This window comes from Mesorhizobium sp. PL10 (genome assembly GCF_053714315.1).
In genome coordinates this window covers 38,070-61,138 of sequence record NZ_JBSKBR010000024.1, presented here as the reverse complement: position 1 = coordinate 61,138, position 23,069 = coordinate 38,070, and the positions used below count along the sequence as shown (strand labels likewise).

Here is a 23,069-nt window from a genome sequence, read left to right as displayed (position 1 = left end):
CGATTCCCTCCGAGCTTCCCACTCACAGAATCACAACCAGCCAATTACGCAACAGGCCCCCCTAGGCCAGAGCGACGGCGACTAGCCTGGCCTAAGCTTTGCGGCCGAATACGACGATATTGTCACTGTACTTGCGTGTTTTGGCGCGATAAGCACGGTGACAGGTCCAAGGGAGAATTCATGAACATAGCCATACGTTTTGCTGTCGTTGTTGTCGGAATGTCGTTGGTTGCCGGTTGCACCTCCATGACCGAGGGAGAGTTCGAAACCATGCATGCCGGTCTCGGCAGCCCGGCCGCCAAGCGCTCTGTCATCAACGATTGCGTCGCCGACCAAAGAGCCACTCCGCAGTCCGACAAGAACAATTTGTCTGCACTCATGAATGTCAGCCCGGCAAGATACGAAACCGCCTTCTGCAACCGGCTCCTCAATGCGCTGGCCAATGGCAAGATCACCTACGCCGACTATCGCAAGATGCTCTCGCCCAGCGCTGATAACAGCAAGCTCATCAAGATCCTGCAGGGACGGTATTGAGATCAGCCGCCTCGCGGGCTGGTCGCGGCTGCGGGTAGGGCCGCCTCACATCTGGTCGTTATACGGTTCCTTCATCTGGCCGACCATCCGCGCCAGTTTCGAGAAGGACGGCATGTCCGTCTCCGGCTGGCATTGGTTGGCCAGCTCCAGGAGCCGGATCGGGAAGTTGACGGCATCGCGGCTCGACGCCGACATGCCGCCGGAGCGCTCTTCGCCGGTTTCGCCGGCTTCGGCCTTGCGCAGCGCGATGTCGATCTCCTCAACGGTAAGCACGCCCTTGCGCACCAGCACCTGGTTGATCGAAGCGACGGCCATCAGCAGGCCCTCGAGTTGCAGATTGGCGACATTCATGGCTTTGCTCCCATTGATCCAGGCTCAACGCGCGAGCCTCCGTTCCGATCCAGGGAGACGATTGCCGGGAAGGCTCGGGCGTGATCCTATTCTTCCATCCAGCGGCGGCCATACTCGGCCCACAGCGCCTTGACCTCCCTGCTGCCGAGGCGCGGAGCCGAGCCGTCGCCATAGGCGATCGAAACGGCGCTGATGTCGTAGTGGGGGTGGGCGTCGATGACGAAACGGATCGCGTCGCCGAGCAGACGTCTGCCGATGACCGGATCGGCCTGTCCCTGGCCGACGCTGCGAACGCCCGAAACAGTCGCTGGCGCATGCCGCATCCTGAACACGGATGCCATGGCTGGTTTGTCCATCCCGCACTCCCCCGAGTCGGATTGGAATGATCCCATAAGCGCCAGCTAATGACCAGTCGGTCGATGCCTGTCGAAGGCTGTGCCCAGCGATCCGCCGCAATTCAGGCGATATCCCGCAGTCAGCTGAAGGTCATCACGCTCAGGCCAGCGGATCCTCCGCCGGCGGTCTGGCGGGCAGGCCGAGCCTTGTCCGCTCGCCATCGGCAAAATCCTCGGCCGCGGCCTGGGCTTCGAACAGGCGCTGGGTCACCGTGCCATTGTCGGCAACCAGCACCGCCCATTGGTGGCGATCGACGCGCTCGACACGAACGTCATTGGGCTCGTCGGCCACCATGATCGCCCTCCGGACGGCGAACGGCGCGGGGACGTCGCGTTACGCCTTGGTCTTGCGCTTGGCCGGCGCCTTGGCGGCCGGCGCCTCTGTCCGGATGCCGAGCCCGAACTCCTTTGCCAGCTCGGATCGCTTGGCGGCGTAGCTGGGCGCCGTCATCGGATAGTCGCCGGGCAGGTCCCATTTGGTGCGATAGGCCTCCGGCGTCATGCCATGGGCGGAGCCGAGATGGCGCCGCAGCGACCTGAATTTTTTGCCGTCCTCGAGACAGTAAATGAAATTCGGCGTCACCGAACGCTTGCGATTGACGGCAGGCTCCTGTGCAGGTTGCGGGGGAGCAACCGGATTGTCCACGGCCGCCAGGGCGGAATTGACGCTCTCGATCAACGCCGGCAAGCCATCCGGAGGCACTGAATTGTTGCGCACGAATGCCGCGACGATGTCGGCCGTCAAATTTATATTTCTGATTTTGTCGTCAGACATGGCTTTTACCCCCATGATGCCAAACTATAAACTATCAGACAAAGCCCGCCGGCGGGATGGCACTTTAGCACATATGCATATGACTTGACGCCGAATATGGTAGCGCTAACATCGCAGAGTCTCCGGCTGAAGTAGGAATTGTTTCTTATTTCCTATTGACCGATGAGGGCAGCTATCGTATGATTTCTCCATGGTGCTGATTTGCGCCAACAACCCGCCACCGAGGCGGGTTTTGTTTTTTCAGGCCATTGCGGAAGCAAAAGCGCCGTTGTTGGCCCAAGTGTCGGCAGGACAGAGGGGGCGCGAAGAAACGCCATCTTCGGTTCATTGTATCTGCGAGGACCGCATGTCCAACCGCTATGCCACCATCATTACCGACGATGACGGCCGCGAGGTCATCAGCGCCATCGGCGTGTTCGAAGGCGCTGCCCCTCAGGCGCGTATCGGCCGCATCGAGCTGGTCGTAGCTGGCGTACTGATCGGCATGGTTCGCGGCGGTCCCGTCGATGCCATCGGCGGCTTCGGCTTCCCGAGCGGCGCGGAGGATGGCAGGGCTATCGGCCTTGCCAGGGCAAATCTGAAAGCCATGCCTGCGAAACGGGGCGACGCGGCAGCCGATGCCGCCGATGCGGCCAGCCGCAAGGCCAAGCAAAAACCGGCAAGGGCAAAGCGGCGCAAGTCCGGCAAGACCAAGCGACCGGCCAAGCCGGCCGCCCAGGCGGAGCCGGTCGGGATTTCCGATCATGGCTGAGCGGACAAAACCGCTTACCGGCAATGACCGCAAGCCGCCCGCCGGTGCGAAGCGGACGAAAAAGACGCTTGGCGATGATTTTCTCGACGCCGTGCGCGCCGATTTTCGGGCCCATGGCGCCGGTGTCATTGCCGCGGTCAGGTCCGACAAGCCCGACCAGTATCTGAAGATCGTGCAATCGGTGCTGCCCAAGGATCTGGCCAGGGATATTCATGCCTTCACCGACAGTCTGGAAAGCCTGAGCGATGACGAGATCCGCCGCCGCATCCGTGGCCTTGAAGCCGTCCTCGGGCCGTTCGGCGACAAGCCGGGCGGTAGCGGCGCGCAGGCACTATCTGGCGCTGCTGCAGGAGCTGGATCGCAGGCGCAGGACTAACCAGCTCGCGTCTTACAAGCCGTATGGACGCCAGGCGGAATTCCACGCCGCTGGCGCAATCAACCGCGAGCGGCTGTTCATGGCCGGCAACCAGCTCGGCAAGACCCGGGCCGGTGGCGCCGAATGGGCCATGCACCTCACTGGCCGCTATCCCTGGTGGTGGCAAGGCAGGACCTTCGACACCGCTGTGCGGCTATGGGCGGCCGGCGTGACCGGCGAGGGCACGCGCGACAACCCGCAGCGCGTGCTGGTCGGCCCGCCGCAGCAGCAGGCGGCGTGGGGCACAGGCATGATCCCGGCCGATGCCATTCTCCACACCACCATGGGCCGCGGCACGCCCGGCGCGCTCGACAGCATCGTGGTGCGCTGGGGCGGCGGCGGCGACGTGCAGGCCGATGAATCGGTGCTGTCGTTCAAGAGTTACGAAAAGGGCCGCGAAAAGTGGCAGGGCGAGACGCTGCACGGCGTCTGGTTCGACGAGGAGCCGCCGCTCGACATCTATTCCGAGGGGCTCACCCGCACCAACGCCACCGGCGGCATCACCATCGTGACGTTTACGCCGCTGCTGGGGATGAGTGATGTGGTGCTGCGGTTTTTGTCGGCGCAGGAGGTGGAGGGCAAGGCGAAAACATAAGCGGTCTTATCTAACAAAAAGGACCAACTTCTCGCATGACCTTGCGCCATTGCGGCGTAAGCCCAGCAGCCTACGAAAGGGGGAGCTTTACAGACTGACCCTGGAGGACGAGGCGGAAGGCGGCCCTTCAAAATAGAGACGTAACGCGGATCGTACAGGCTAAGGGCTGGAAGTCCATCAAGGAGTGCATCATCAAGACGCAGAGGGGCTGGTGAAGGCGGAAGGTAACTTGCGGCTTTCCGGCGATTTGGACGAGAAATTGTGTCGGAAGTACTTGGGCTTGACTTGCGGGAATTTAGACGCTCCTAACTAGGGTGGGACTGTCGCCGTGGATGCCTTGGCATAAAGGTTGAGGTAACGCTGACGCACGGTTGCATCATTTAGATCTTTTTTTTCGTACCCTGTTGACATATATGGCAACCATCGAACAATTGATTGAACGCAAAGCGCTGACGCGCGTTGACGTTCCATTGGATGGAGAGCAACGGCAATGGCGAACAATTCTAGCCGTCGACCGCCTTGTAAAATGGATGGGAAGCGAGCTTCCCGTGTTGGATGGCAACCGAGGCGATTTGACCCCGATCCAGCAATTGGATGCCTTATTCGCAGACTTTGTGTCTGGCGAAACGCTTGAGTTTCGTCGCCACCTGCGCGTCATCAAGCCGACGCGTAAGGGATCTGGGAATTAAGGACAACTGACCTTCGAGTTTTCGGATGGTTCCCCGACAAGAATATCTTCATCGGGACCTCGGCTGGTTTAAAGCACCAGATCGAGCGCTTTCGCTTATACGGCCAGCATCGGGACTTAGCAGCACAGGACCGACGCACTTGCGGTCTAGGCGCGTCCACATGCGTTTATGGAGTAGGCTACAATGACATCCTTTCAAATGCCCCTCGCTGAGAAAGACCGCAAAATTGGGCGGAGCATTCACAAGGTCCAGAAGGCAATCGCTGAGGCGGTCATCGCTGCCAAAGAGGAATCAGGCGTTACTCAACGGGCTCTAGCTAAGAAATTGGGGGTCAATCGGTCTGTGATCAATCGGAGGGTAACGGGTCAGACCAACCTCACCCTCTATAGCATGGCAGAGCTGGCATGGGCACTTGACTATGACTTAGTGGTTGATTTTGTCCGCCCCAAGCAAGCCACCAAGGCTGCACCTCACCCGGCTATCAAGCCGAGCAACTTGGACACTTGGGTTCTGGCGGACGAGGTTCTTACCGGATTCTCGCCGAGCAAGAAGGAATTCAATAATTGGGTCACACTCATTCGGGAACACCATCAGTTCTTTGCCGGCTTTGCGAGCGAACAACCGATTCTGAATGACAATGGCGCCGACCCGGCTGAATCCCAAGCGGCGTGAGGTCATCGGTGCCCGGCAAAAAAGTCGCCCCCGTCTCAAGCGTGAGGAATCGAGCAAGGGAAGATTATGACGCTGTGGTTGCCTCCGCGCAGCTCGGCGACATAAAAATGATCCGGTTAAAGTTCGACATCAAACCAAAGTTTTTTCAGGTCATGGTTCTTGAAAACCCTGAACCTGTTCCGTCGAGCCAATTCGACCATAGATTTGAAAATTTGAGCTACAATCCCGATGAAGGGTTTCTTGGGGGCCAGATTTTTTGGTCCGCAAGAATGATGCAAGGTCGCTCCAAACTGTTTTCTATCGACGCCCTCTACGTCATTACATACGAAGAGGTTGCAAGGGTGGAAGAAGTACACGCCTTCGCATTTTTGAAGCGGGTCGGGCGATTCGCCACGTACCCGTACTATCGGGCGCTTGTCTCAAGATTGTCCGCAGAATCAGGCCTTAACTTGCCGCCGCTTCCGGTTCTTAAGTAGCGGCACGCTGCCAATATCCAGCCCAAACGCGGCTCACCGAATGATTGAGCGCGCCGCTAAGCATGGCGTCAGCATTGACGCCATTTGACCGGCGACGGTGATCTACCAGGCATGCGGTCTGATCGCCGTACTGGTCGAGGTAACGGTGCGAAACGAGCCATTCTTGACACCTGAGCATATTGCAGATTCGCGATCCGCAACTAGACTGGCGCTACGGTCATCGCGGCATCAAGTCCATGAACAGGCGGCAGGTATTGATAGGCGGTTTGTCGTCGCTTGTCGTGTCGCCGGCGGGCGGTGCTGAGGTGGCAAAGATATTTCCCCCGGTGCCGAAATGGCGACCGTCTTTTTCACAACCCATCGATCGCATCGAGGAGCGGTTTGGCTATTACTTCGACAGGGGGCGTGACTTTGCCGTCCTTGAAAACGGCACCTGCGTGCTGACGGAAGCCGGCCTTTCCGACGATGCGGCATCAGAGGCCGCCGTGCAGACGCTTTCCCTGACCTACAACTATCACCCGGACATGAAGCCGTCCGACATGGATGATGGCAACGTGCTGGTCAGCTACAATCATCCGGCCTTCAATGTCGTGCTTTCCGATGTTGCGAAAGCGCATTGGCAAGAGATCGAGGCCCGCCACCAGGATGGGCTGGCTACGGACGAGGTGCTGATCACGCCGCTGGGGCAGAACGTGTTCGACGAACTCGGCAAAAAAGCGCTGCTGGGCAGGTGCTACATGTTCATGGACGCGCAGGCGCCAAAGGTGATCCGTATCAAACGCGGGGCTGTCTGATCGCGACTTGGAAAGCTGGGCGCCGGTGCTGCCGCAGCGACGCTCGGGATCTACCTCAGCGCGGAAGAAGTAGAGAGACCTTTACACGAGGTGCAAAGAAGCAACGCAAATACAGCTGATTGGTTATGACGTAGGTACCTTCGCAGATATGGAATTGGCCGTCTGGGGAATCCTGCACACGGTCCGGTGGGATGATGAATTTATGCGGCAAATAGATGTAACCGCCGTCGATCCTGGACCGCACCGAAGACTGAGGTATGGCGCGGCAATCAGAACCACCGCAACACTTGAATTTCGTCTGTGGGTCAATCCTGTCTTCGTACCAATCGTGGGCGCTAGCGGCTGTCGCGGCGGCGATACACATCGCCGTGAAGATGAATCTGCGCATGGCATTCCTCAAGCATCTGGCAGGCGCTGCTCGTTGGAGCGTCTACGTATATTAGCCTCCCATTGAGAATACCATCGGCGTCCGACTGACCGAGGTGAGGCATGTCCCGTCACGTCACCTTCATGACCATCGACGATGCCGGGCACTATTCGCCGGACGAGCGCGCCGCGATCGTTGCCGCCTATCCCGAGCATGAGCGCGAGGCGAGAGCCAAGGGCATTCCGGTGCTGGGCTCCGGCCGCATCTTTCCGGTTCCCGAGGAGCTGATCGCCTGCGAGCCGTTCCGGCTGCCGCGCTACTGGCCGCGCCTCGGCGCGCTCGATTTCGGCTGGGATCATCCGTCGGCTGCTGTCGAGCTTGCCTGGGACACGGAGGCCGATGTCGTCTACGTCACCAAGGCCGCCCGCGCCTCGCAGCAGACCCCGGCCATGCAGGTGCTGACGCTCAAACCATGGGGCGAGTGGCTGCCATGGGCCTGGCCGCGCGACGGCCGCCGCGAAACACTGGAAGGGGCGGGCACCGCGCTCGCCAAACAATATGCCGCGCATGGGCTGAACATGCTCACCAGTCACGCCCGCTTCGCCGACGGCTCGGTCTCGGTCGAGGCCGGGCTGATGGACATGCTCGACCGCATGCAGTCCGGCCGCTTCAAGGTGTTTTCGACGCTGCTGCCCTGGTTCGAGGAGTTTCGGCTTTTTCACCGAAAGAACGGCCAGGTGGTGAAGCTGCGCGACGACCTGATGGCCGCGTCCCGCTACGGCGTGATGATGCTGCGGGAAGCGGTGGTCGATCCGGCTGAGTTCAAGAGCGCGCGGCGGCCGGCGGGGCAGAGCGACCCGCTTGGGGCGTTTCGGTGAGGGGCCGAAAGAGCGGACCGTCGGGTAGTGTCTCAGTTTGAGAACCACGTTCACATGGTTGCGCTGTACACGGTCTGGTACAACTTCATCAAAATGCACAAGACGCTGAAAATGACGCCGGCAATGGCCGCTGGCGTGTCCAAGACGCTCTGGTCGATGGAAGACCTTTGTGAGAAGATGGACGCCGTTGCGCCGAAGCCGGGCAAGCGAGGCCCTTACAAAAAACGCTTAAAGGATAATGGATAACGAGGGTTTTGCTATCAGGGATGACTTCTCGAACGATTTGGAAGTTCCTTTGGGAAACAATCTTCTGCGGTTCGTCATCACTGATATGTTAGGTTGGACAGATGAAGAAGCGACGGCTGCGCACTTAGAGATCATATCGACGAGAGCGGACTCCTACCTGCAGATTGCGGGCAGCGATCAGTTTCGAAAGAGGTATCCAAAAACCTCGTTAGACAAGGTGTCGATTGTCCTTCGATTCCGCTACGAGCCTGCTCCGACTGCAGAGCCGGTTCTGTCTGGAATCTCAAAGAGGCTCGCAACCGATGGCGTGCGCTTCCGCTATGGTATGGCTGCGGAATACCGACGATATCTTGCTTAGCTGCGGTGGAATTTCAAACTGAGACACTACCGACCCGTCGGCCCGGGCAGACACACAACGCGCCGATCTGGTAAGCTCCATGGAAAATGGTGAGGGGTTGAATGACCTTCGAGCTGGCCATGCTTGTAGCGAGTTGCGTGCTCTGTCTGATTCAGATTGTCATCTCCTCGCACGCAACCAGCCTTCAGCGGGGCTATCGTTGGACGGCGAGCTCTCGTGACGCCGAAGTCCCTCCGCTCACTGGCGTGGCAGGGCGCTTGGAAAGAGCGCTTCGAAACTTCCTCGAGACGTTTCCGGTATTTGTGGCCGGTGTCTTCCTTGTCCATGTGCTCGGCCGCGAGGGCAGCCTGAGCCAATGGGGAGCTGGCCTCTATTTTTCGGCCAGGGTTGTTTACCTTCTGCTCTACGCAGCGGGCGTTTTCCTGCTCCGCTCGCTCGTCTGGAACGTCGCGTTTGTTGGAATTGTCCTTCTTTTCCTCGCATCAGCCTGGCCTGTGTAGGGTCCGCATCCCGAAAGTCGCGTTCGGTTCCGATCGCCATCCGACCTCCCAAGGGGATACTGGCCGTTGAGCAACTGGTTTGAGGCATTCCGCCTCCACCGCCGCCAGGAGGTGGTGAAGCTGCGCGACGACCTGATGGCCGCGACGCGGTATGGCGTGATGATGCAGGCGGTTGTGGACCCCGCGGAATTCAAGAGCGCGCGGCGGCCGGCGGGGCAGAGCGACCCGCTGGGGGCGTTCAGGTAGGGGCGAGGCGCCCGTCGCTTTCGCTCCCGACTACCCGCGGCACCGGCGCTGCTGGCGCTGACGGCGCTGTAGGGCTTTGCCTATGTCGCCGATCTCAACGGCAATCCGGAGGCCGGCTTTGGCGCCGCCGAGCAGCGCGGCGGGCTGTGGATCGCCTGGAGCTGCGGCACGCGCCGCTTTACTCCACGATCTTCCAGTAAGAATCCTTGCGGATCACCTTGCCGTCGCGGAACGTGTAGAAGTCACAACCCCGGACCTCCTTTTTCACGCCTTCGCGGGTGGTGCCGGTGAGGATCCATTTCGACATGCCGGTATCGGCAGCCGCATCGACGAAATGCTCGCCGTCGCCGTAGTGGACATCGGGCAGGCCTTCGAAGCGTGTCGCCAGCGCGTCGCGCACGTTCTGCTTGCCCTCGAAGCGCGAGCCCCAGGGGTTGCTTCCCCTCGGCATCTCCAGGACGCAGTCGTCGGCGAAATGCGCCATGATGCGATCGAGGTCGTGCGCGTTGAAGGCTTCGCATAGCTCCGTCAGTGTCGATCGAATGTCCATTCGCCCGTCTCCTCCAGTCGCCCAACTGCTAGTTTACGCGTTCGCTATCCGAAATAGGTCATTGGCAAGCGGGCCGGTCAAGGCCGCGGCTCTCCGCGGCCCGCCAGCGGCAGCGAACTTCCATGCTCGAGCCACTGCATGACCCTTCGCATCATTCCCGCCACTTTGCGCGATCTCTCCTACATCGCCGCCAATCTGCGCCCTGAGGACCGGGCCGAGATCGACTGTCAGCTTGACCACTGGTCGCCGGCGCTGCTGGCGCTGACGGCGCTGCAGGGCTTTGCCTGGGTCGCCGAGCTCGACGGCAATCCGGAGGCCGGCTTTGGCGCCGCCGAACAGCGCGGCGGGCTGTGGATCGCCTGGAGCTGGGGCACGCGCCGCATGCGGCGCTGCGTGCCTGGCATCACCGCACACTTCCATGCGGTGCTTGGGCCTCAGGTCGCGGCGCGGGGCGCGTGGCGGGTCGAGGCGCGGGCGCTTGCCGCCAATGAATTGGCGCTGCGCTGGCTCGGCCGGCTCGGCGCCACGCAGCGCTGCCGGCTGCCGGGCTACGGCAGGAACGGCGAAGATTTTTTCCTCTACGACTGGACAAGAGAAGGCTGGAACCATGTGTCTGTTTCAAAAACCACCCGCCCTGAAGCCGCTGCCGCCGGTGCCGACGCCTGAAGACAAGGACGTGCAGGCGCGCGAGGCGGCGCTGAGGGCCGAGCTCGAACGCAACCAGGGCACGGCGAGCACTGTGAAAACCGATCTCGCCCCCGGCGACCTCACCGGCCAGCGCCGCGTGCTTCTGGGGGTATGACCATGACCGCGATGAAGCGCAGTTTCAGGAAACGCGTGCTGGCGTGGTGGTACTGGCGCCGGCATGCAAGGCTGCTGAAACGGCGAGGGTGAGCTTGATCTCCCCCCTTGTGGGGGAGATGCCCGGCAGGGCAGAGGGGGGCGCTGTCCCGCCGACCTATCCGCTTAGCCTTCCACGGCATTGCATCTGAAAGGGCGGTGACGCTGCGATCCTTCACGCCCCCCTCTGTCCTGCCGGACATCTCCCCCACAAGGGGGGAGATTGCTAATCACCGCCGCGCTTCCTCTTCATCTCGCAATGGCCAACGCTATGGGAGAACACGATCTCCTAAACCATAACATCCAACCGCAATTCGTCATCTCTCAACGGGTTGACAATCGCTCCTCAAGCGCCATGCTGCAGTGCAACATGGCCAGCTACGAAACCAGCATCACGGATATCAGGTCGTCGCGCATCGAATGCCTGGACGGGCTTCGCGCGCTTGCGGCGATCTGGGTGCTGGTCGGGCACTGCCTGCTTTTGACCGGCTGGCGAATTCCGATCGTCGGCGAGCCGGATCTTGGCGTCGACCTGTTCATCATGCTGTCCGGCTTCCTGATGGTGTTCCACTATCAGCTGCGCCAGGACAAGGAGCCCTGGCAAAGGCCGCAAACCTGGCTGAAATTCTGGACGCGCCGCTATTTCCGGATCGCGCCGCTGTTTTATGTCATGCTTTTCCTGGCGCTGGCGCTTGGCCCCTATGTCTACGATTGCAGGATCATCATCGACGATTTCCTCTCGAGATCGCACCAGGCGCCCGAACGCTACCTCGACGGCAGCCTGAAGAACATCGTTGCCCATCTCACCTTCCTGTTCGGTCTGGTGCCGAACCTCGCCTACCGCACGCCGCTGCCCGACTGGAGCCTCGGGCTGGAGATGCAGTTTTATGCCGTGTTCCCGGCCGTCATGCTGCTGGTGCGCAGGCTGGACTGGATCAGGAGCGCCATCCTGGTCGCGGCCGTCGGCTGCGCCATCGTGTTTGCGATGCGGCTGTTGTCGATCCATTTTCCGATGCCGTCGTTCCTGCCGCTGAAGATGCAGATATTCCTGTGCGGGATGCTGCTTGCCGGCATCGTGCATCGGAGCCAGCCCCGGCCTATCCTGTACCTGGCACTGGCGCTGCTTTTGGCGGCGCTGCCCTTTGGCGGCGAGCAGGGGCTGGGCAAGCTTCTGGTGCGTGAAGCGCTGGTGGCGGGCTTCTTTGCGCTGGTTCTCTACCGCATGCTGCCGGGAAAGGCGGGAATGCTGGCGCGGACGATCGCCGTGACGCTCAGCAACCGGTTCTTCCACCTGATGGGAGAGCTTTCCTTCAGCATCTACCTGATCCATTTGCTGGTGCTTCAGCCCGTCGCAGCCTTCGTCATCAGCCAATACGGCCACCAACTGTCGGCGCCGTTGCGCTTCGCGATCGTCGTTGCCGTGGTGCTGCCGACGGTGACCCTCATGTCCTGGATCACCTACAACCTGATCGAGGTCCCCGGCCAGAAGGCGGGCCGCTTCGTCGTCCAACGCTTTGGCCGAAAGGGCGGCGCGGCGGCGCTGGAGAGAACGCCGGCGGAGTAGGGCGCGGAGCCAGCCGATCTCCTCGAACTAGACTAGAACTGTGTCACGCGCTCGCGCCCGCGGCGAAGTGAAAGCCAATGCCGCAGCAGGGCCCGGATATTCTTGTCGTAGACATAATGGGCGAATGCCGAGACCGCGATGATCAGGGTGGATGTCGCCAGGACGAACGGCAGGCCGTGCTCGTTCCATGAGATATCGCTCACCGCTTGGACCGCGGCGTTCGAAAGGCGGATGAGCGGCGTGTGAAGGACATAGATGGCGTAGGAGATGTTGCCGGAGAAGAGCGCAATCCAGCGCCAGAAGCCGGAAAGCCGCAGGCGCGAGGCCACGAGAACGAGCCAGGGCCAGATCAGGACGATAACCACCAGGCTGTATAGCTGGACATGTTCGCCGGGATCGAAGGTCATCAGCGCTCCGCACAGCACCAGCAGGAACAGCATATAGAGATTGCCATCCCTGCTGTCCCCGGTCGCATACCGGTTGAGAAAGACCCCGAGAAAGAACGAGAAGGTGATCCGGGCGGGAGCCGCGATCGTGTTGTCGAAGTAGGCGCCGCCGCCAAGTGCGACACCATGCCAGGCCATCAGCACCAGGGCCAGCAAGCCGACGCCGACGATGACGGCCAGCGAGCGCGCAACCAGCCTTGTGGCCAACGCGGCAAAAAAGGCATTGGCGACGAGTTCATAAAACAGCGACCATGCCGGGCCATCAAGCGGGAAAAGCAGGTCGGGAGCCGTCGAGAGCGATGGCGGCGTGGGCAGAAAAAGAACGGAAAACCCGAGGGTTGCAAGCAAATCCAGCCGCGAATACGCACCGAGCCCTTGTGTTGCGATGACTGCGCCAACGCCGATCATGGCCAGGCCGAGTGCGGCGAAGTAGAGCGGGTAGAGCCTGAGAAGACGGGTCTCCGCGAAGCCCCGGAATGACATCCCTTTTCGGAACTTGTCGTCGTAGGCGTGGGCGATCACGAAGCCGCTCAGCAGAAAAAACAGGTCCACGGCAAGGAACCCTGAAGGCGCCAGATCATATCGCCGGCCCGTATATTCGGCGAAGTGGCCGAGCATCACCAAGACGGCAGCAATACCCCTCAGTCCATGCAGGGCGTCGAAGTGGGCGGTCCTTGAATCTCGCGTCTCGGTCATCCCGTTTCCGTCAGTTTTTACTGTGCCTATCTACGCACTGATTGCTGCGATGCACAAGAAAGTTTTGCGGCGCACACTCAACTCACACCCAGGAGCCTCACATGGCCAATGCAGAGGGCTCGATCAGCCGTGCCCGCGATATTCTCTCCCGCCAGTCCGAGCTCGAGACCGAACGCAGCCAGTATGAGGCCGTGTGGGAGCAGGTCGCGGAATTCTGCGATCCCGATGCGCCCGATGTCTGGAGCGGGCGGCGCACCGGCGGGCCGACTTCGCAGGCCGAGCGGCAGGAGCGACGCGGGTCCCGCGTCTACGCCAACACCATCAACTCGGCCGCCAACCGGCTCGCCGCCGGGCTGGAAAGCCTGATCATTCCGCAGTCGGAAAAGTGGCACGGGCTGACCACCGCCGAAATGAATGACGTGGAGACCGACGAGGAGAAGGAGTGGGCGGAAGGGTTGCGCGATTTCCTGTTTGCGCTGCGCTATTCCGCCAATTCGAATTTCGTGCCGGCGACGCAGGCCTGCCTGCGCAATGTCGTGCGCTACGGCCCGGCCTATCTCTATGCCGAGGAAGGCTTTGGCGCGACGCTGATCCGCTATGCCTCGATCCCTGTGGCCGAAGGCTATCTGGCGCGCAACCGCTGGGGCCAGGTCGATATTTTCCACCGCCGCTACGAGCGCACCGCAAGGCAGGCCGCACAGCTGCTCGGCTACGACAAACTGCCGGCGCGCATCAAGACGCTGGTCGACGATCCCGCAAAATGCGAGACCAAGATCTCGCTGATCCAGTGCGTCCAGCCGCGCGACGAGCGCCGGATGTACGGGCAGGGCGGCAGCACCCAATATCTCGACATGGCGTTCGGCTCCTGGCACGTCATCGAGGACGAGGAGGAGATCGTCAGGGAAAGCGGTTTCCGCTCCTTCCCGGTGTCGACCTTCAACTGGCGCCGCTATGAGGGCGATCCCTATCGCAAACTGACGCTCACCTACATCAGCGGCGTCGGCAACTTGCCGACGACGGTGAACGGCATCTGGCTGATGTTCGACCGGGCAGGAGACAAGGGAGCGGACGGGACGGGGACGGGGGATTTTTCGGGGCCGGCGTCCTCGGTGACCGACAACATCGTCACCTTCGCCGGCACGACGGGCAAGGTGGGGAAGGACAGCGGGATCAAGGCGAGCGACCTCATAGCCGGCCCGGCCTCCGCCGTCGCCGACAACATCGCGACCTTCAACGGAACTACGGGCAAGTCGGCCAAGGACAGCGGGGTTGCGGTATCGAGCCTGGCGCCGAAAGCGAGCCCGACCTTCACGGGAGTGCCGGCTGCACCTACGGCAGCGCCGGGTACCAACACAACGCAGCTTGCGACGACAGGGTTTGTCAAGGCGGCGATGGATGTCGTTCTGGGCGGCGTGTCAGCCTCACTCGACACCTTGGCCGAACTGGCGGCTGCAATCACCGGGCTGCCCTTCTCGAAGTCCTATGAAAGCGCGCAGCAGACCATCACCCTGGGCGGACTTCTCACACTGGCACACGGCCTAGGCGCTAAACCCAAACTGTACGGGTTGTTTCTGCAATGCACTACAGCCGACAGCGGCTGGGCGATCGGCGATGAAATCCCCGTGTATATGAGCAACGGTGCAGGCAATAAAGGCATGGCTGTTTGGCCCGACGCAACTAACATGAACGTTAGGATAGGAACAACGGCGCCCGATTATCTAAACAAAGGTAGCGGCAGCGGAGTTGTTCTAACGCCAGCCAGCTGGAAGATTGTTGTGAGGGCTTGGGTCTAGCGGCGATTGTACCAGCGTGCGAGCGAGAACGGCAAATAGAGGCCGAGAACTAAGCCTAAAGCCATAGCGACGTAGAAGGACATTAGTACAAATCCCTCTCGTCGAAAGGCAACATCCCCGCCCAAACACTCAAAGCTGCGATGATGGACACTCCAAGTCCAAATCCAATTGCGAAGCCCAACAACATGCATCACCCCAAACGACCCCTAGGAACAACAATGACCAGATATTTCGTTGATGCGCAAGGTTTCTATCTCGGTGGCTTCGACGGCGCTGAGCCGCCAAATAGCGCGATCGAGGTGCCCCAAGCGCCGGACGATGCACGGCAGATCTGGCAGAACGGCAAATGGAGTATCGCACCGACCGTTCGCCAAATGGTGCTGAAATCGATCGTTCAAGCTCGCATTATCGACGCCGGCAAAATGCAGCAGGCCTATGCCATGCTGACAGGCAACGCGGTCTATTTCGCCCGCTGGTTCGCTCCCGACCGCCCGGAGGTCTACTGCGACGATCCCGACGCCGTTGGACTGGTTCGCGCGCTCGGGCTCGATCGGCTACGATCCTTGCACCTTAAGCGAAGTCGCCCGCAATCTCCGGAAATTGCATGGCCATAGCGTTGGCTAATGCCTGTTCTGAGTAGATCTTATGCATTTTCGTGCCGTCATACTTTGCCCGGCGGCGGGCAACATCTTCGCCGAGTAAGCCGGCCACAGCATCGAACCTGCGGCGGAAACGCTTGACTACACCGCGCTCAAACGGAATGCGTTGGCGAAATGGTCTACCCCAAGGGGTGCCCTTTGCCAGATCGCGCCATACCTTCAGCGCATCGAGCTCAACACCGATTTGTGTGCCCCATGGCTTGCCACCCGCGAAATGGCGGGCGAATGCATCGGCAAATCGTATTTCTCTGGTCCCTAGTGATTGCAGGTTCCAGTTCGGATGCATCGTCTGCCATTTACCCTCAAAAGCTACGTTCAGAGCATTTTGATCGTTCATCTTGCCTTGTGTTGCTGTCTGCCTAGTCTGCTCCAACAGACCGCCCGAACGCACCGCTGCCATATCGAAAACGACGACGCCAGAATTGAAATATGGAGCGCCCGGCTTGAGGTTCAGCTTTTCGCGATATTTGGGTCTGAAATACATGTAATCGTCGTGGGCTGCGAGCAGCGGCGCCCGGAGCTCTTGGCCTACCAGATCAGCGATGTCTCTGTTGAACAGGACATCGCAGTCGGTGTAGGCAATGCGGTCATAGTGCTCAAAAATCGGCATGCGATCCGCGAATAGGCGAGCGTATGCAGCAATGCTGTAAGTGCCGAAGGCGAAGCCGTGATCGCGCATGTAATCGGCGATATCGACCAGCGTCACGCGGCCATTGAGCAGGCGCTTGGCCGTCTCTAGGTTGGCTTCATCAGCGCTCGTGTAGAGCAAATGTCCATCGATCGGCTTCGAGACATCAAGAATACGACACGCTGCCAGGCAGGCGTAAGGCAAATATTTGGCGTCAGTAGCCAAGAAAAAACATGAGCGCATTCGGCTCATTTAACTGAAACCCAACAGCAGCAAAAGAGGCAACGCTATGGACCGCAATTTCGCGCGGGCGCTTTCGCTCGTGCTTAAATCCGAAGGCGGCTGGTCGGACAACCCAGCCGATCCAGGCGGCGCCACGATGAAGGGCGTCACGCTTGCCAATTTCTGTCGCTACGTGAAGGCGGACGCCACCAAAGCGGATCTGAAGAAAATTACCGACGCTCAGCTGGCGACGGTCTATCGCCGCTTCTACTGGGATGCGGTGGCCGGCGCGGAGCTTCCCGGCGGCGTCGACTATGCCGTGTTCGACTTTGCCGTGAACAGCGGGCCGGGCAGGGCGACGAAATATCTGCAGGCTGCGGTAGGCGCGGTGCAGGACGGCAGGGTCGGCCCGGCCACGCTGAGCGCCGTCGGCGCCAGGCCGACGGGCGCAGTCATCGACGACCTCTGCGACGCCCGCCTGGCATTCCTGCGACGGCTGCCGACCTGGCCGGTTTTCGGCAAGGCCTGGAGCGACCGCGTCCGGTCGGTCCGTTCGCAGGCGCTGCTGATGTCTGCCTCTCAGTCCGCTCCGGCGTCCTCGGCGGATCCACCGGGTCCAGCCAGTCCGCCCGTTCCGTCATCCGTGCCCGACATTACGCCGTCGTCCGCGCCCGCCATGCCCCCTGCTGAACGCCTCTCATTCTGGCGGGCGCTGTTTCAGATCCTGCAATCCATCTTCGCAAGGAGCCCGACATGATCGCCGTTCTCATCCGCATTATCCTGCGCTACGGCGCCGGTGTTCTGGTGGCGCGCGGCCTGCTTGGCGCAGATGACGCGGCAGCGTTTTCTTCCGACCCCGACATCCAGGCCGGTCTGGAAATCGCCGCCGGTCTTGCCATCGCCTCAGTCACCGAGACCTGGCACTGGCTTTCTCGCAAATTCGGCTGGGAGCACTGACATGGAAGGGTTTCAACAACTGCTCATCGCCTATCTCGAAGCCGCCAGACCCTATGCCATCGGCTTTGCGGCCGGAATCGTCGCCGGGTGGCTGCTGTGAGCGCGCTGCTGGCCTTCCTGCTCGGCAACAAAGCGCTGCTGGGCTTCTTCGCATCCGTCATTGCCGCCCTGGGCTGGGGCTTTCACCAGCGTCTGGCTGGGGCCAGGGCCGAGCGCGGCAGACAGGCGGCCGCCGAAGCCGCGGCGCGCGCGGTCGCCGACCAGGTGCAGAACGATATCGGCGCACTGCCGGCGGACGCCGTTCGAAAGGAGCTGAAATCATGGGCAAGGGGCTGATGATTGCGCTGCTCGCGGCGCTGGCCGGTTGCACGACTGCTTCGGGCGGCTTCTGCACGGTCACGAGCCCGCTGCGCCTGTCGTCCAAAGCCGTCGATGCGCTGTCGGATGCCGAGGCGAGAGCGCTTTTGGCGCACAACCGCAAGGGACAAAAGCTTTGCGGATGGAGGCCATGATGCATGACCTCTTCGACATGCTTGGCATCAAGGGCCCCGTCGTCGCCGCCGGTTTGGCCGGCGGTGTGCTGCGGGCGCTGTCGCGCCATCGCTACAAGCTGCGCGAGATGATCGCCTCGCCGATCTGCGGCGCGCTGGCGGCGGCCTATCTGACGCTGCCCGCCGTTGCCTGGTTCAAGGCGACAGGGTTGCCTATCCCTGATCCCGCCGACGACACCACGACGCTCGCCGCCGCCTTCCTGATCGGCGTCTCGGCCATGTGGATTTCCGACATCGTCTTCGAGGTGATCGTGCGGCGGTTCAGGCCGGTCGGCGACAAGTGATGCACTTGAGGTGCTGGAAGAAGCCAGCGACAATGCCTACTTAAGGAGCAATCCAAAGGAGGTATCATATGGCGACGTCCACCGAACGTGCAGTGCTTGCCGGCGGCTGTTTCTGGGGCATGCAGGATTTGATCCGGCGCTATCCCGGCGTGATCTCGACCCGTGTCGGCTACAGCGGCGGCGATGTGCCCAACGCTACCTACCGCAACCACGGCACCCATGCCGAGGCCATCGAGATCGTTTTCGATCCTGCCAGGATCAGCTTTCGCACGCTGCTCGAATCGTTTTTCCAGATCCACGATCCGACGACCAGGAACCGTCAGGGCAACGATGTCGGAATGAGCTATCGCTCGGCGATCTTCTACACCAGCGACGAGCAGAAGCGCGTCGCCGAGGACACCATTGCCGATGTCAATGCCTCCGGGCTATGGCCGGGCAAGGTCGTCACCGAACTGGCGCCGGTGGGCGATTTCTGGGTGGCCGAGCCCGAGCATCAGGACTATCTCGAGAAATATCCCAACGGCTACACCTGCCACTTTGTCAGGCCGGGCTGGAAGCTTCCGGTCCGCGAAAAGGCAGTTTCATAGCCCAGCCACAACCGGCCGATACCGGTATCGGTTCAGAGTTGAGAACGCCGCACCCGAAGGGTGTGGCGTTTTTTGCGTTTGTTCGCGGCGTTTCCGCCGCGAGCGCATCTGGAGAGGGTTGGCCTAGAAGCCGAAGAATTGATGGCCGATCATGTATCCAAGCGCGACGACGACCAGCGGAAACAGCGCAGGCGCCAGCCGACCAAGAACGGAACTCTTTGGCTGTTGCCTGGGGATGGTCCTGGATGCATTGCCGAGATTCTTGGTCATTGGGCATAGTAGCAAGCGCTGATTAACGATTCCGTAACCCGGTGATAGAGGCGCAACACTGGCAGTGGGCGCGGCTTTTCGCGATTCTGGCTCGACCTTGACAATGCCAAGCCCGTGACGCAACTGAACCGTCTTTGAGAGGACTGCGAGGCAAGGTCAATGCGGGTGACGCTCGTTTTGAAGGGCGTAATACCCTGCCGGGGTTACGGCGGGATTCAGCGTCAGGTCGAATGGCTGGCAACTGAGATGGTTCGTCTCGGCCACCATGTCGTGGTTGTCGCCGGTCCTGGCTCCAGCCACCCGCTCTTCGAAGTCCGACACGCTTCGACCGATGCCGAATGCCGGGCGGCCATTCCGCGCGACACACAAATCGTCCACACACACAGCTGGCCTGTCGAGGTGCCATTTCCAACGCTGAATACGCAGCGCGGCTTTATGCCGGATCAGCCTATGCCGGTTGCGAACTGGAGCTTTATCAGCGCCAATCATGCACGTCAGCATGGGCGCAAGACCTTCGTCTATAATGGCTTTCCGGTAGACGACTATCGTTTGTCTGCCGCAAAGGGCGACCGCCTGCTGTTTCTCGCCGGCATTGCGCGATCGAGCAAAGGCCTCAACCGCGCCGTCGATCTCGCCAAAAAGTTCGACTTCGGTCTCGATATAGCCGGTGGTTCGCGCTGGAAGCTGCTGGGCCGAAGTCAGACCCGCCGCGAAGGTCTGTTTTTCAAAAGCCTTGGCAGCCGATACCGTTTCCACGGCATCGTTGACGGTGAGCCCAAGCTTCGCCTTCTTGGCGAAGCGCGAGCCTTCCTCAATCCGATCGCCTGGGAGGAGCCGTTCGGCAACGCACCGGTCGAAGCCATGCTGTGCGGCACTCCGGTGCTGACGACTCCGCGAGGAGCGTTGCCCGAGACCGTCGATGCCGACAGTGGGCGCTTCTTTGAGACCGATGAAGAATTTGCGGCCGCGTTCGAAGCCGTAGCCGACCTTACGCCTCAGCAATGCCGCGAATCGGCTGCGACGCGATTTCCGATCCAGAAAGCGGCGCGTAGCTATCTGGATCTCTATGCCCGCATCCTTGACGGCGAAGCGCTTCCTTGACGACCGGTGATCCAATCCTCTTCGTCGGCTTTCCGGCAGTCGGCGACTTCGTCCGTTGCCACTCCGCCATCCAGATCATTGCCGAGCGATTTCCTGATCGCCCCATCGATGTCGTCACCTCACCGGTCGCCGCGCCGCTGGCGCGGCTGATGCCGCATGTCCGGAAAGGCTGGGCGCTTGCCAAGCGTCATCAGCGGCCAGGTTTTGCAGAGCGCGGCCGTCTTGTCGGCGAGTTGCGAAAGGAGAACTACGGGACGGCCTATCTGATGACCAGCAGCACCAAGGCGGCGCTGATGGCGTTCATGGCCGGCATTAAGGAGCGCGTCGGCTATCCGCAGGAATTGCAGTTCGGCCTCCTCAATCGCTTCCCTGCCGGCTGGTTGGCGCATCTATGGGCTTTCGGCCCGCGCAAGACGCGGCTCTTCGAGGAGGTCTGCTCGATTGCCTCTCTTGGCGAAAAGCCGGCTGCGGGGACGGAATGGCCGGCGCCCCGGCTTGTCGTCGATCCGGCCGAGCTGGACGAATGGCGCCGGTGCCAGAAGATCGATGCCGGCCAGCCGGCGCTGGCACTGTATACGGCAGACATCGAAAATTTCCGCTCGTGGCCCATCGAGCGCTTCATCTCGGTCGCCCGGGACCATCACGATCGCGGCTGGGCAATCTGGATTGTCGGCGGACCGCGCGAGCGCGCCGGCGCTGCAAAAATCCGCGCCGCCATTCCTGAGGCAATCGACTTCACCTCGACCCCGTCGATTGCTGACGCAATGTGCCAGATCGCTGCGTCGACCATATTCCTCGGGGTTGATGGCGGCATTTCGCACGCCGCCGCTGCCCTGAACGTCCCATGTGCGCTTATCTACGGGCTAAATCGCCCCTACGTACACGGTCCTGTAAACAACCATGTTCGCTTTATCGAGCCACCGCTCTCGACGCCCAGCTGGGTCAAGGATACGCGCGGGATCAGCGAAACCCGGGTGAGGGAGGCGCTGGCTGGCCTTTCATCCGGCATTCACAGCTGACGGTGGTTTGGAGGGCTCCAGCGCCTCATCCAAAACGCGCCCGTGAGGGGCGCCGCCATCGCTCCGTTTCGGCGTTACCCCTTGGCCCTGCGGCTTTCGGGCTCGTGATTGCCGACCCAGTGCGCGCGAATGCGATCGCTGGCTTCAAGGTAAGCCATGTCGATGAGATAGGTCAGAAGCTTCTCGCCATCGGCTTCGGCTTTCTGCCGAAGTTCCCGCAGTATCCCTTGCGCGAACTGCAGGTTCTCCATCTTGCTCGGCTGGTTCATCGGTGCCCCCAATGTCTGCGCATGAACTTTGCGCTGGCTATGCTTGCATGAAGATTGCGGTGAAGCTCACGGTGGAGCTGTATCAGGTTGTATTAGCGCTCGATCAACGAACCTATTGCGCTTTTTGCAAAAATGTCGATATTTTGCGCCGCCAATCGGACCGCGACGATGCACGAAGACGAGGGCAGTTTCTCCGACAAGTTGCAGGCCATGCTGGACGTCATTGCCGGCAGCGTATCGTCCAATCGGGACGGGCACGATCTTGGCCAGCTCAGGGGCGACGCCGCCAGCGCCGCGGCTGTGTTGGTCAAGTTTTACGGCGACGCTGCTCTTGAGCGCGCCGCCCTGCTGGAGCGCCGCTCGCCTCAAAGCCATTTTGCCCGCATGGTGACGGCTGAACTCCGCGGCCTCGGCAAGGTTTCCCGCACAAGCTAACAAGGTCTGCTCCAAGCCGATTTGCGCCTCATGCACACGGAGTCGATCTTCGGCGCCGACGCTCTGCATGCATCTTTCGATCGATGCGTCATGCGAAAACTCGTCGAGCGTCAGCCCGAGATGGTCGGAAAGATTGGCGTCGCCGTAAACACGGTTGCGCTTGATAACCCAGGTCCAGAACCCGTCAATCGGTGGATACTGCACGTGCGGACCGCAACCCTGCCCAGGCGCTGGCTGCATGAAAACCGCCCATTCGGCGTTAAGATTCGCCACACTGTGTAACAAAAAAGGAAATAAACAAATTGTCCTTTTGTACGAGGTGACAAGATTTCGTTATGTCATGCCAAAAACATACTTGGGCAGCTTAATTGACGTAACCATTTTGCGTGGTCTAAGCTCTCGTTTTTAAACAAAACGCAGCGCTGCTCTGCAACCGCAAGACGAAATCCAAGTGACCGCAGCCAACCCCCCAGTAGATCGATCGCCGGTTGCAAAAGGACACTTGCCTGGAGCCAGCCATGGGCCTTCCCATGGTTGCGCGGCGATCGGACAGCGCATCGGGCGGTGTTCGAGAGCGAATTCCTGCTTGTCGACCGGCCAAGGCCGTCTGCATCGCGTGCGCTAGGCCAATTTGCGTTGCGGCAAGTTGCTTGCGAGTGTCTCGGCCCCGTCAGGAATCAGATCAGCTGTCAGGCCATCGTTTTTCGCCTCGTCTTCCACACGGTCATGCTCGAACTGCCGGGCACCAGGCAACGGTTGCAACCAGTGTTCGCGCCGGTTGACCCAGAGTTCATAGCTGGGCTCCAGTCCTTCGATGGGAACCTCATCGAGGCTGCCAATCGTCACCTCGACCTCATTCTCACGAACCAAAGGGACCCGGCCGCCACAGGTTGGGCAAAAGCTTCTGTCGCCATAGCTGCTGACGATACCCGCCGTTTCAAACGCCTCGAGCGGCCACACCGCGAATGCCGAAAAAGTCGACCCGCTCGCCTTCCGGCAGTCCTTGCAATGGCAAAGGCCAACCCGAAACGGGTCCCCCATCACCGAAAACTGGATGCCGCCGCAAAGGCAGCTGCCGCTTCGCCTCGTATCATTGGCCATGACCGCTCCTCCGACTTGTTGGGCATCACACCGCTATACCTCGCAGCGCCATGCG

The 23,069-nt window shown here is 60.9% G+C and carries 35 protein-coding genes and 1 pseudogene; 26 read left to right on the top strand and 10 right to left on the bottom strand.

What is annotated here, in order from left to right:
* The first annotated feature begins 180 nt into the window (after positions 1-180).
* On the top strand, positions 181-534 hold the full coding sequence (locus ACWGTO_RS27565; RefSeq protein ID WP_454577950.1) for a hypothetical protein: 354 nt from the start codon (positions 181-183) through the stop codon (positions 532-534).
* Between the two features lie 45 nt (positions 535-579).
* Here the strand turns inward: ACWGTO_RS27565 and ACWGTO_RS27560 are convergent, their stop codons facing one another.
* The 4 genes from ACWGTO_RS27560 to ACWGTO_RS27545 form a co-directional block, all read right to left on the bottom strand.
* Positions 580-885: a hypothetical protein gene (locus tag ACWGTO_RS27560; RefSeq protein WP_454577949.1), complete on the bottom strand. Its 306-nt coding sequence runs from the start codon at positions 883-885 to the stop codon at positions 580-582.
* An 86-nt stretch (positions 886-971) separates the two neighbouring features.
* Complete coding sequence (locus ACWGTO_RS27555; protein WP_454577948.1) at positions 972-1,241, bottom strand: hypothetical protein; 270 nt, start codon at positions 1,239-1,241, stop codon at positions 972-974.
* Positions 1,242-1,380: 139 nt separating this feature from the next.
* Positions 1,381-1,575, bottom strand: coding sequence for a hypothetical protein (locus ACWGTO_RS27550; protein ID WP_454577947.1), 195 nt, complete (start codon positions 1,573-1,575; stop codon positions 1,381-1,383).
* Between the two features lie 39 nt (positions 1,576-1,614).
* Complete coding sequence (locus ACWGTO_RS27545; RefSeq protein WP_454577946.1) at positions 1,615-2,055, bottom strand: MucR family transcriptional regulator; 441 nt, start codon at positions 2,053-2,055, stop codon at positions 1,615-1,617.
* Between the two features lie 346 nt (positions 2,056-2,401).
* Here ACWGTO_RS27545 and ACWGTO_RS27540 point away from each other — a divergent pair, with 346 nt between their 5' ends.
* The 12 genes and pseudogenes from ACWGTO_RS27540 to ACWGTO_RS27485 all read left to right on the top strand — a co-directional run bounded on the left by ACWGTO_RS27540 (position 2,402) and on the right by ACWGTO_RS27485 (position 9,042).
* Positions 2,402-2,806, top strand: coding sequence for a hypothetical protein (locus ACWGTO_RS27540; protein ID WP_454577945.1), 405 nt, complete (start codon positions 2,402-2,404; stop codon positions 2,804-2,806).
* Entirely contained in the window at positions 2,799-3,182 is a 384-nt protein-coding gene (locus ACWGTO_RS27535; protein ID WP_454577944.1) for a hypothetical protein, read from the top strand. The genes ACWGTO_RS27540 and ACWGTO_RS27535 overlap by 8 nt, the downstream gene beginning before the upstream one ends.
* The gene (locus ACWGTO_RS27530) at positions 3,076-3,816 is read left to right on the top strand and encodes a terminase large subunit domain-containing protein (RefSeq protein WP_454577955.1); all 741 of its coding nucleotides are present in this window, start codon (positions 3,076-3,078) and stop codon (positions 3,814-3,816) included. Before ACWGTO_RS27535 ends, ACWGTO_RS27530 begins: the two co-directional genes overlap by 107 nt.
* Before the next feature lie 413 nt (positions 3,817-4,229).
* On the top strand, positions 4,230-4,505 hold the full coding sequence (locus ACWGTO_RS27525; protein WP_454577943.1) for a hypothetical protein: 276 nt from the start codon (positions 4,230-4,232) through the stop codon (positions 4,503-4,505).
* A 183-nt stretch (positions 4,506-4,688) separates the two neighbouring features.
* Positions 4,689-5,177 (top strand): helix-turn-helix domain-containing protein, encoded by a 489-nt coding sequence (locus ACWGTO_RS27520; protein WP_454577942.1) that lies wholly within the window; start codon positions 4,689-4,691, stop codon positions 5,175-5,177.
* Between the two features lie 8 nt (positions 5,178-5,185).
* The gene (locus ACWGTO_RS27515) at positions 5,186-5,653 is read left to right on the top strand and encodes a hypothetical protein (RefSeq protein WP_454577941.1); all 468 of its coding nucleotides are present in this window, start codon (positions 5,186-5,188) and stop codon (positions 5,651-5,653) included.
* Positions 5,654-5,832: 179 nt separating this feature from the next.
* Positions 5,833-6,447: a hypothetical protein gene (locus ACWGTO_RS27510; RefSeq protein WP_454577940.1), complete on the top strand. Its 615-nt coding sequence runs from the start codon at positions 5,833-5,835 to the stop codon at positions 6,445-6,447.
* Between the two features lie 489 nt (positions 6,448-6,936).
* Positions 6,937-7,692 carry a phage terminase large subunit family protein gene (locus ACWGTO_RS27505; protein ID WP_454577939.1) on the top strand — a complete coding sequence of 252 codons (756 nt, stop codon included), beginning with the start codon at positions 6,937-6,939 and terminating at the stop codon, positions 7,690-7,692.
* A gap of 39 nt (positions 7,693-7,731) precedes the next feature.
* Positions 7,732-7,938, top strand: a pseudogene (locus ACWGTO_RS27500) (IS1 family transposase); the annotation flags it as partial.
* Positions 7,931-8,296: a DUF6572 domain-containing protein gene (locus tag ACWGTO_RS27495; RefSeq protein ID WP_454577938.1), complete on the top strand. Its 366-nt coding sequence runs from the start codon at positions 7,931-7,933 to the stop codon at positions 8,294-8,296. The pseudogene ACWGTO_RS27500 and the gene ACWGTO_RS27495, both read left to right, overlap by 8 nt.
* Positions 8,297-8,397: 101 nt before the next feature.
* Positions 8,398-8,796, top strand: coding sequence for an MAPEG family protein (locus ACWGTO_RS27490; protein WP_454577937.1), 399 nt, complete (start codon positions 8,398-8,400; stop codon positions 8,794-8,796).
* Between the two features lie 66 nt (positions 8,797-8,862).
* A complete protein-coding gene (locus ACWGTO_RS27485; protein WP_454577936.1) occupies positions 8,863-9,042 on the top strand; it encodes a hypothetical protein in 180 nt (59 codons plus the stop codon).
* Between the two features lie 178 nt (positions 9,043-9,220).
* Here ACWGTO_RS27485 and ACWGTO_RS27480 read toward each other — a convergent pair whose 3' ends face one another.
* Positions 9,221-9,592, bottom strand: a complete 372-nt coding sequence (locus ACWGTO_RS27480) for a nuclear transport factor 2 family protein (RefSeq protein ID WP_454577935.1) — start codon at positions 9,590-9,592, stop codon at positions 9,221-9,223.
* 138 nt (positions 9,593-9,730) lie between these two features.
* Between ACWGTO_RS27480 and ACWGTO_RS27475 the strand changes: the two genes are divergently transcribed.
* The 3 genes from ACWGTO_RS27475 to ACWGTO_RS27465 all read left to right on the top strand — a co-directional run bounded on the left by ACWGTO_RS27475 (position 9,731) and on the right by ACWGTO_RS27465 (position 11,996).
* On the top strand, positions 9,731-10,258 hold the full coding sequence (locus ACWGTO_RS27475; RefSeq protein ID WP_454577934.1) for a hypothetical protein: 528 nt from the start codon (positions 9,731-9,733) through the stop codon (positions 10,256-10,258).
* A complete protein-coding gene (locus ACWGTO_RS27470; protein ID WP_454577933.1) occupies positions 10,245-10,394 on the top strand; it encodes a hypothetical protein in 150 nt (49 codons plus the stop codon). The genes ACWGTO_RS27475 and ACWGTO_RS27470 overlap by 14 nt, the downstream gene beginning before the upstream one ends.
* A gap of 408 nt (positions 10,395-10,802) precedes the next feature.
* Positions 10,803-11,996: an acyltransferase family protein gene (locus ACWGTO_RS27465; protein WP_454577932.1), complete on the top strand. Its 1,194-nt coding sequence runs from the start codon at positions 10,803-10,805 to the stop codon at positions 11,994-11,996.
* Between the two features lie 32 nt (positions 11,997-12,028).
* On the opposite strand, the gene ACWGTO_RS27460 is transcribed toward ACWGTO_RS27465, so the two are convergent.
* Positions 12,029-13,138: an acyltransferase family protein gene (locus ACWGTO_RS27460; RefSeq protein WP_454577931.1), complete on the bottom strand. Its 1,110-nt coding sequence runs from the start codon at positions 13,136-13,138 to the stop codon at positions 12,029-12,031.
* 101 nt (positions 13,139-13,239) lie between these two features.
* Between ACWGTO_RS27460 and ACWGTO_RS27455 the strand changes: the two genes are divergently transcribed.
* Both ACWGTO_RS27455 and ACWGTO_RS27450 read left to right on the top strand, forming a co-directional pair.
* A complete protein-coding gene (locus ACWGTO_RS27455) occupies positions 13,240-14,931 on the top strand; it encodes a portal protein (protein ID WP_454577930.1) in 1,692 nt (563 codons plus the stop codon).
* Between the two features lie 185 nt (positions 14,932-15,116).
* On the top strand, positions 15,117-15,545 hold the full coding sequence (locus ACWGTO_RS27450; protein WP_454577929.1) for a hypothetical protein: 429 nt from the start codon (positions 15,117-15,119) through the stop codon (positions 15,543-15,545).
* Here the strand turns inward: ACWGTO_RS27450 and ACWGTO_RS27445 are convergent.
* On the bottom strand, positions 15,502-16,470 hold the full coding sequence (locus ACWGTO_RS27445; protein ID WP_454577928.1) for a glycosyltransferase family 8 protein: 969 nt from the start codon (positions 16,468-16,470) through the stop codon (positions 15,502-15,504). The two genes, ACWGTO_RS27450 and ACWGTO_RS27445, sit on opposite strands and share 44 nt — an antisense overlap.
* Before the next feature lie 37 nt (positions 16,471-16,507).
* On the opposite strand from ACWGTO_RS27445, the gene ACWGTO_RS27440 reads away from it, so the two are divergent.
* The 8 genes from ACWGTO_RS27440 (at position 16,508) to waaF (ending at position 21,209) form a co-directional block, all read left to right on the top strand.
* Positions 16,508-17,197 carry a glycoside hydrolase family 108 protein gene (locus tag ACWGTO_RS27440; RefSeq protein WP_454577927.1) on the top strand — a complete coding sequence of 230 codons (690 nt, stop codon included), beginning with the start codon at positions 16,508-16,510 and terminating at the stop codon, positions 17,195-17,197.
* A complete protein-coding gene (locus ACWGTO_RS27435) occupies positions 17,194-17,397 on the top strand; it encodes a hypothetical protein (RefSeq protein WP_454577926.1) in 204 nt (67 codons plus the stop codon). The genes ACWGTO_RS27440 and ACWGTO_RS27435 overlap by 4 nt, the downstream gene beginning before the upstream one ends.
* Before the next feature lie 96 nt (positions 17,398-17,493).
* A complete protein-coding gene (locus ACWGTO_RS27430) occupies positions 17,494-17,733 on the top strand; it encodes an ABC transporter permease (RefSeq protein ID WP_454577925.1) in 240 nt (79 codons plus the stop codon).
* Entirely contained in the window at positions 17,718-17,909 is a 192-nt protein-coding gene (locus tag ACWGTO_RS27425; protein ID WP_454577924.1) for a hypothetical protein, read from the top strand. The genes ACWGTO_RS27430 and ACWGTO_RS27425 overlap by 16 nt, the downstream gene beginning before the upstream one ends.
* The gene (locus tag ACWGTO_RS27420; protein ID WP_454577954.1) at positions 17,909-18,232 is read left to right on the top strand and encodes a hypothetical protein; all 324 of its coding nucleotides are present in this window, start codon (positions 17,909-17,911) and stop codon (positions 18,230-18,232) included. The genes ACWGTO_RS27425 and ACWGTO_RS27420 overlap by 1 nt, the downstream gene beginning before the upstream one ends.
* 68 nt (positions 18,233-18,300) lie before the next feature.
* A complete protein-coding gene (gene msrA / locus ACWGTO_RS27415; RefSeq protein ID WP_454577923.1) occupies positions 18,301-18,819 on the top strand; it encodes a peptide-methionine (S)-S-oxide reductase MsrA in 519 nt (172 codons plus the stop codon).
* Positions 18,820-19,248: 429 nt separating this feature from the next.
* Complete coding sequence (locus ACWGTO_RS27410; RefSeq protein ID WP_454577922.1) at positions 19,249-20,190, top strand: glycosyltransferase; 942 nt, start codon at positions 19,249-19,251, stop codon at positions 20,188-20,190.
* Entirely contained in the window at positions 20,187-21,209 is a 1,023-nt protein-coding gene (gene waaF, locus ACWGTO_RS27405) for a lipopolysaccharide heptosyltransferase II (protein WP_454577921.1), read from the top strand. Before ACWGTO_RS27410 ends, waaF begins: the two co-directional genes overlap by 4 nt.
* Positions 21,210-21,283: 74 nt before the next feature.
* Here the strand turns inward: waaF and ACWGTO_RS27400 are convergent, their stop codons facing one another.
* The 3 genes from ACWGTO_RS27400 to ACWGTO_RS27390 all read right to left on the bottom strand — a co-directional run bounded on the left by ACWGTO_RS27400 (position 21,284) and on the right by ACWGTO_RS27390 (position 23,014).
* Positions 21,284-21,478 carry a hypothetical protein gene (locus tag ACWGTO_RS27400; protein ID WP_112562371.1) on the bottom strand — a complete coding sequence of 65 codons (195 nt, stop codon included), beginning with the start codon at positions 21,476-21,478 and terminating at the stop codon, positions 21,284-21,286.
* Positions 21,479-21,544: 66 nt separating this feature from the next.
* Positions 21,545-22,117 carry a hypothetical protein gene (locus ACWGTO_RS27395; protein WP_454577920.1) on the bottom strand — a complete coding sequence of 191 codons (573 nt, stop codon included), beginning with the start codon at positions 22,115-22,117 and terminating at the stop codon, positions 21,545-21,547.
* 417 nt (positions 22,118-22,534) lie between these two features.
* Positions 22,535-23,014 carry a GFA family protein gene (locus ACWGTO_RS27390; protein ID WP_454577919.1) on the bottom strand — a complete coding sequence of 160 codons (480 nt, stop codon included), beginning with the start codon at positions 23,012-23,014 and terminating at the stop codon, positions 22,535-22,537.
* Between the last annotated feature and the right edge of the window lie 55 nt (positions 23,015-23,069).

Coding starts and splice junctions, on each gene's coding strand:
- ACWGTO_RS27565 (WP_454577950.1), top strand. CDS start 181: ATGAACATAGCCATACGTTTTGCTGTCGTTGTTGTCGGAATGTCGTTG.
- ACWGTO_RS27560 (WP_454577949.1), bottom strand. CDS start 885: ATGAATGTCGCCAATCTGCAACTCGAGGGCCTGCTGATGGCCGTCGCT.
- ACWGTO_RS27555 (WP_454577948.1), bottom strand. CDS start 1,241: ATGGACAAACCAGCCATGGCATCCGTGTTCAGGATGCGGCATGCGCCA.
- ACWGTO_RS27550 (WP_454577947.1), bottom strand. CDS start 1,575: ATGGTGGCCGACGAGCCCAATGACGTTCGTGTCGAGCGCGTCGATCGC.
- ACWGTO_RS27545 (WP_454577946.1), bottom strand. CDS start 2,055: ATGTCTGACGACAAAATCAGAAATATAAATTTGACGGCCGACATCGTC.
- ACWGTO_RS27540 (WP_454577945.1), top strand. CDS start 2,402: ATGTCCAACCGCTATGCCACCATCATTACCGACGATGACGGCCGCGAG.
- ACWGTO_RS27535 (WP_454577944.1), top strand. CDS start 2,799: ATGGCTGAGCGGACAAAACCGCTTACCGGCAATGACCGCAAGCCGCCC.
- ACWGTO_RS27525 (WP_454577943.1), top strand. CDS start 4,230: ATGGCAACCATCGAACAATTGATTGAACGCAAAGCGCTGACGCGCGTT.
- ACWGTO_RS27520 (WP_454577942.1), top strand. CDS start 4,689: ATGACATCCTTTCAAATGCCCCTCGCTGAGAAAGACCGCAAAATTGGG.
- ACWGTO_RS27505 (WP_454577939.1), top strand. CDS start 6,937: ATGTCCCGTCACGTCACCTTCATGACCATCGACGATGCCGGGCACTAT.
- ACWGTO_RS27495 (WP_454577938.1), top strand. CDS start 7,931: ATGGATAACGAGGGTTTTGCTATCAGGGATGACTTCTCGAACGATTTG.
- ACWGTO_RS27490 (WP_454577937.1), top strand. CDS start 8,398: ATGACCTTCGAGCTGGCCATGCTTGTAGCGAGTTGCGTGCTCTGTCTG.
- ACWGTO_RS27480 (WP_454577935.1), bottom strand. CDS start 9,592: ATGGACATTCGATCGACACTGACGGAGCTATGCGAAGCCTTCAACGCG.
- ACWGTO_RS27475 (WP_454577934.1), top strand. CDS start 9,731: ATGACCCTTCGCATCATTCCCGCCACTTTGCGCGATCTCTCCTACATC.
- ACWGTO_RS27465 (WP_454577932.1), top strand. CDS start 10,803: ATGGCCAGCTACGAAACCAGCATCACGGATATCAGGTCGTCGCGCATC.
- ACWGTO_RS27460 (WP_454577931.1), bottom strand. CDS start 13,138: ATGACCGAGACGCGAGATTCAAGGACCGCCCACTTCGACGCCCTGCAT.
- ACWGTO_RS27455 (WP_454577930.1), top strand. CDS start 13,240: ATGGCCAATGCAGAGGGCTCGATCAGCCGTGCCCGCGATATTCTCTCC.
- ACWGTO_RS27450 (WP_454577929.1), top strand. CDS start 15,117: ATGCATCACCCCAAACGACCCCTAGGAACAACAATGACCAGATATTTC.
- ACWGTO_RS27445 (WP_454577928.1), bottom strand. CDS start 16,470: ATGAGCCGAATGCGCTCATGTTTTTTCTTGGCTACTGACGCCAAATAT.
- ACWGTO_RS27440 (WP_454577927.1), top strand. CDS start 16,508: ATGGACCGCAATTTCGCGCGGGCGCTTTCGCTCGTGCTTAAATCCGAA.
- ACWGTO_RS27435 (WP_454577926.1), top strand. CDS start 17,194: ATGATCGCCGTTCTCATCCGCATTATCCTGCGCTACGGCGCCGGTGTT.
- ACWGTO_RS27425 (WP_454577924.1), top strand. CDS start 17,718: ATGGGCAAGGGGCTGATGATTGCGCTGCTCGCGGCGCTGGCCGGTTGC.
- ACWGTO_RS27420 (WP_454577954.1), top strand. CDS start 17,909: ATGCATGACCTCTTCGACATGCTTGGCATCAAGGGCCCCGTCGTCGCC.
- msrA (WP_454577923.1), top strand. CDS start 18,301: ATGGCGACGTCCACCGAACGTGCAGTGCTTGCCGGCGGCTGTTTCTGG.
- ACWGTO_RS27410 (WP_454577922.1), top strand. CDS start 19,249: ATGCGGGTGACGCTCGTTTTGAAGGGCGTAATACCCTGCCGGGGTTAC.
- ACWGTO_RS27400 (WP_112562371.1), bottom strand. CDS start 21,478: ATGAACCAGCCGAGCAAGATGGAGAACCTGCAGTTCGCGCAAGGGATA.
- ACWGTO_RS27390 (WP_454577919.1), bottom strand. CDS start 23,014: ATGGCCAATGATACGAGGCGAAGCGGCAGCTGCCTTTGCGGCGGCATC.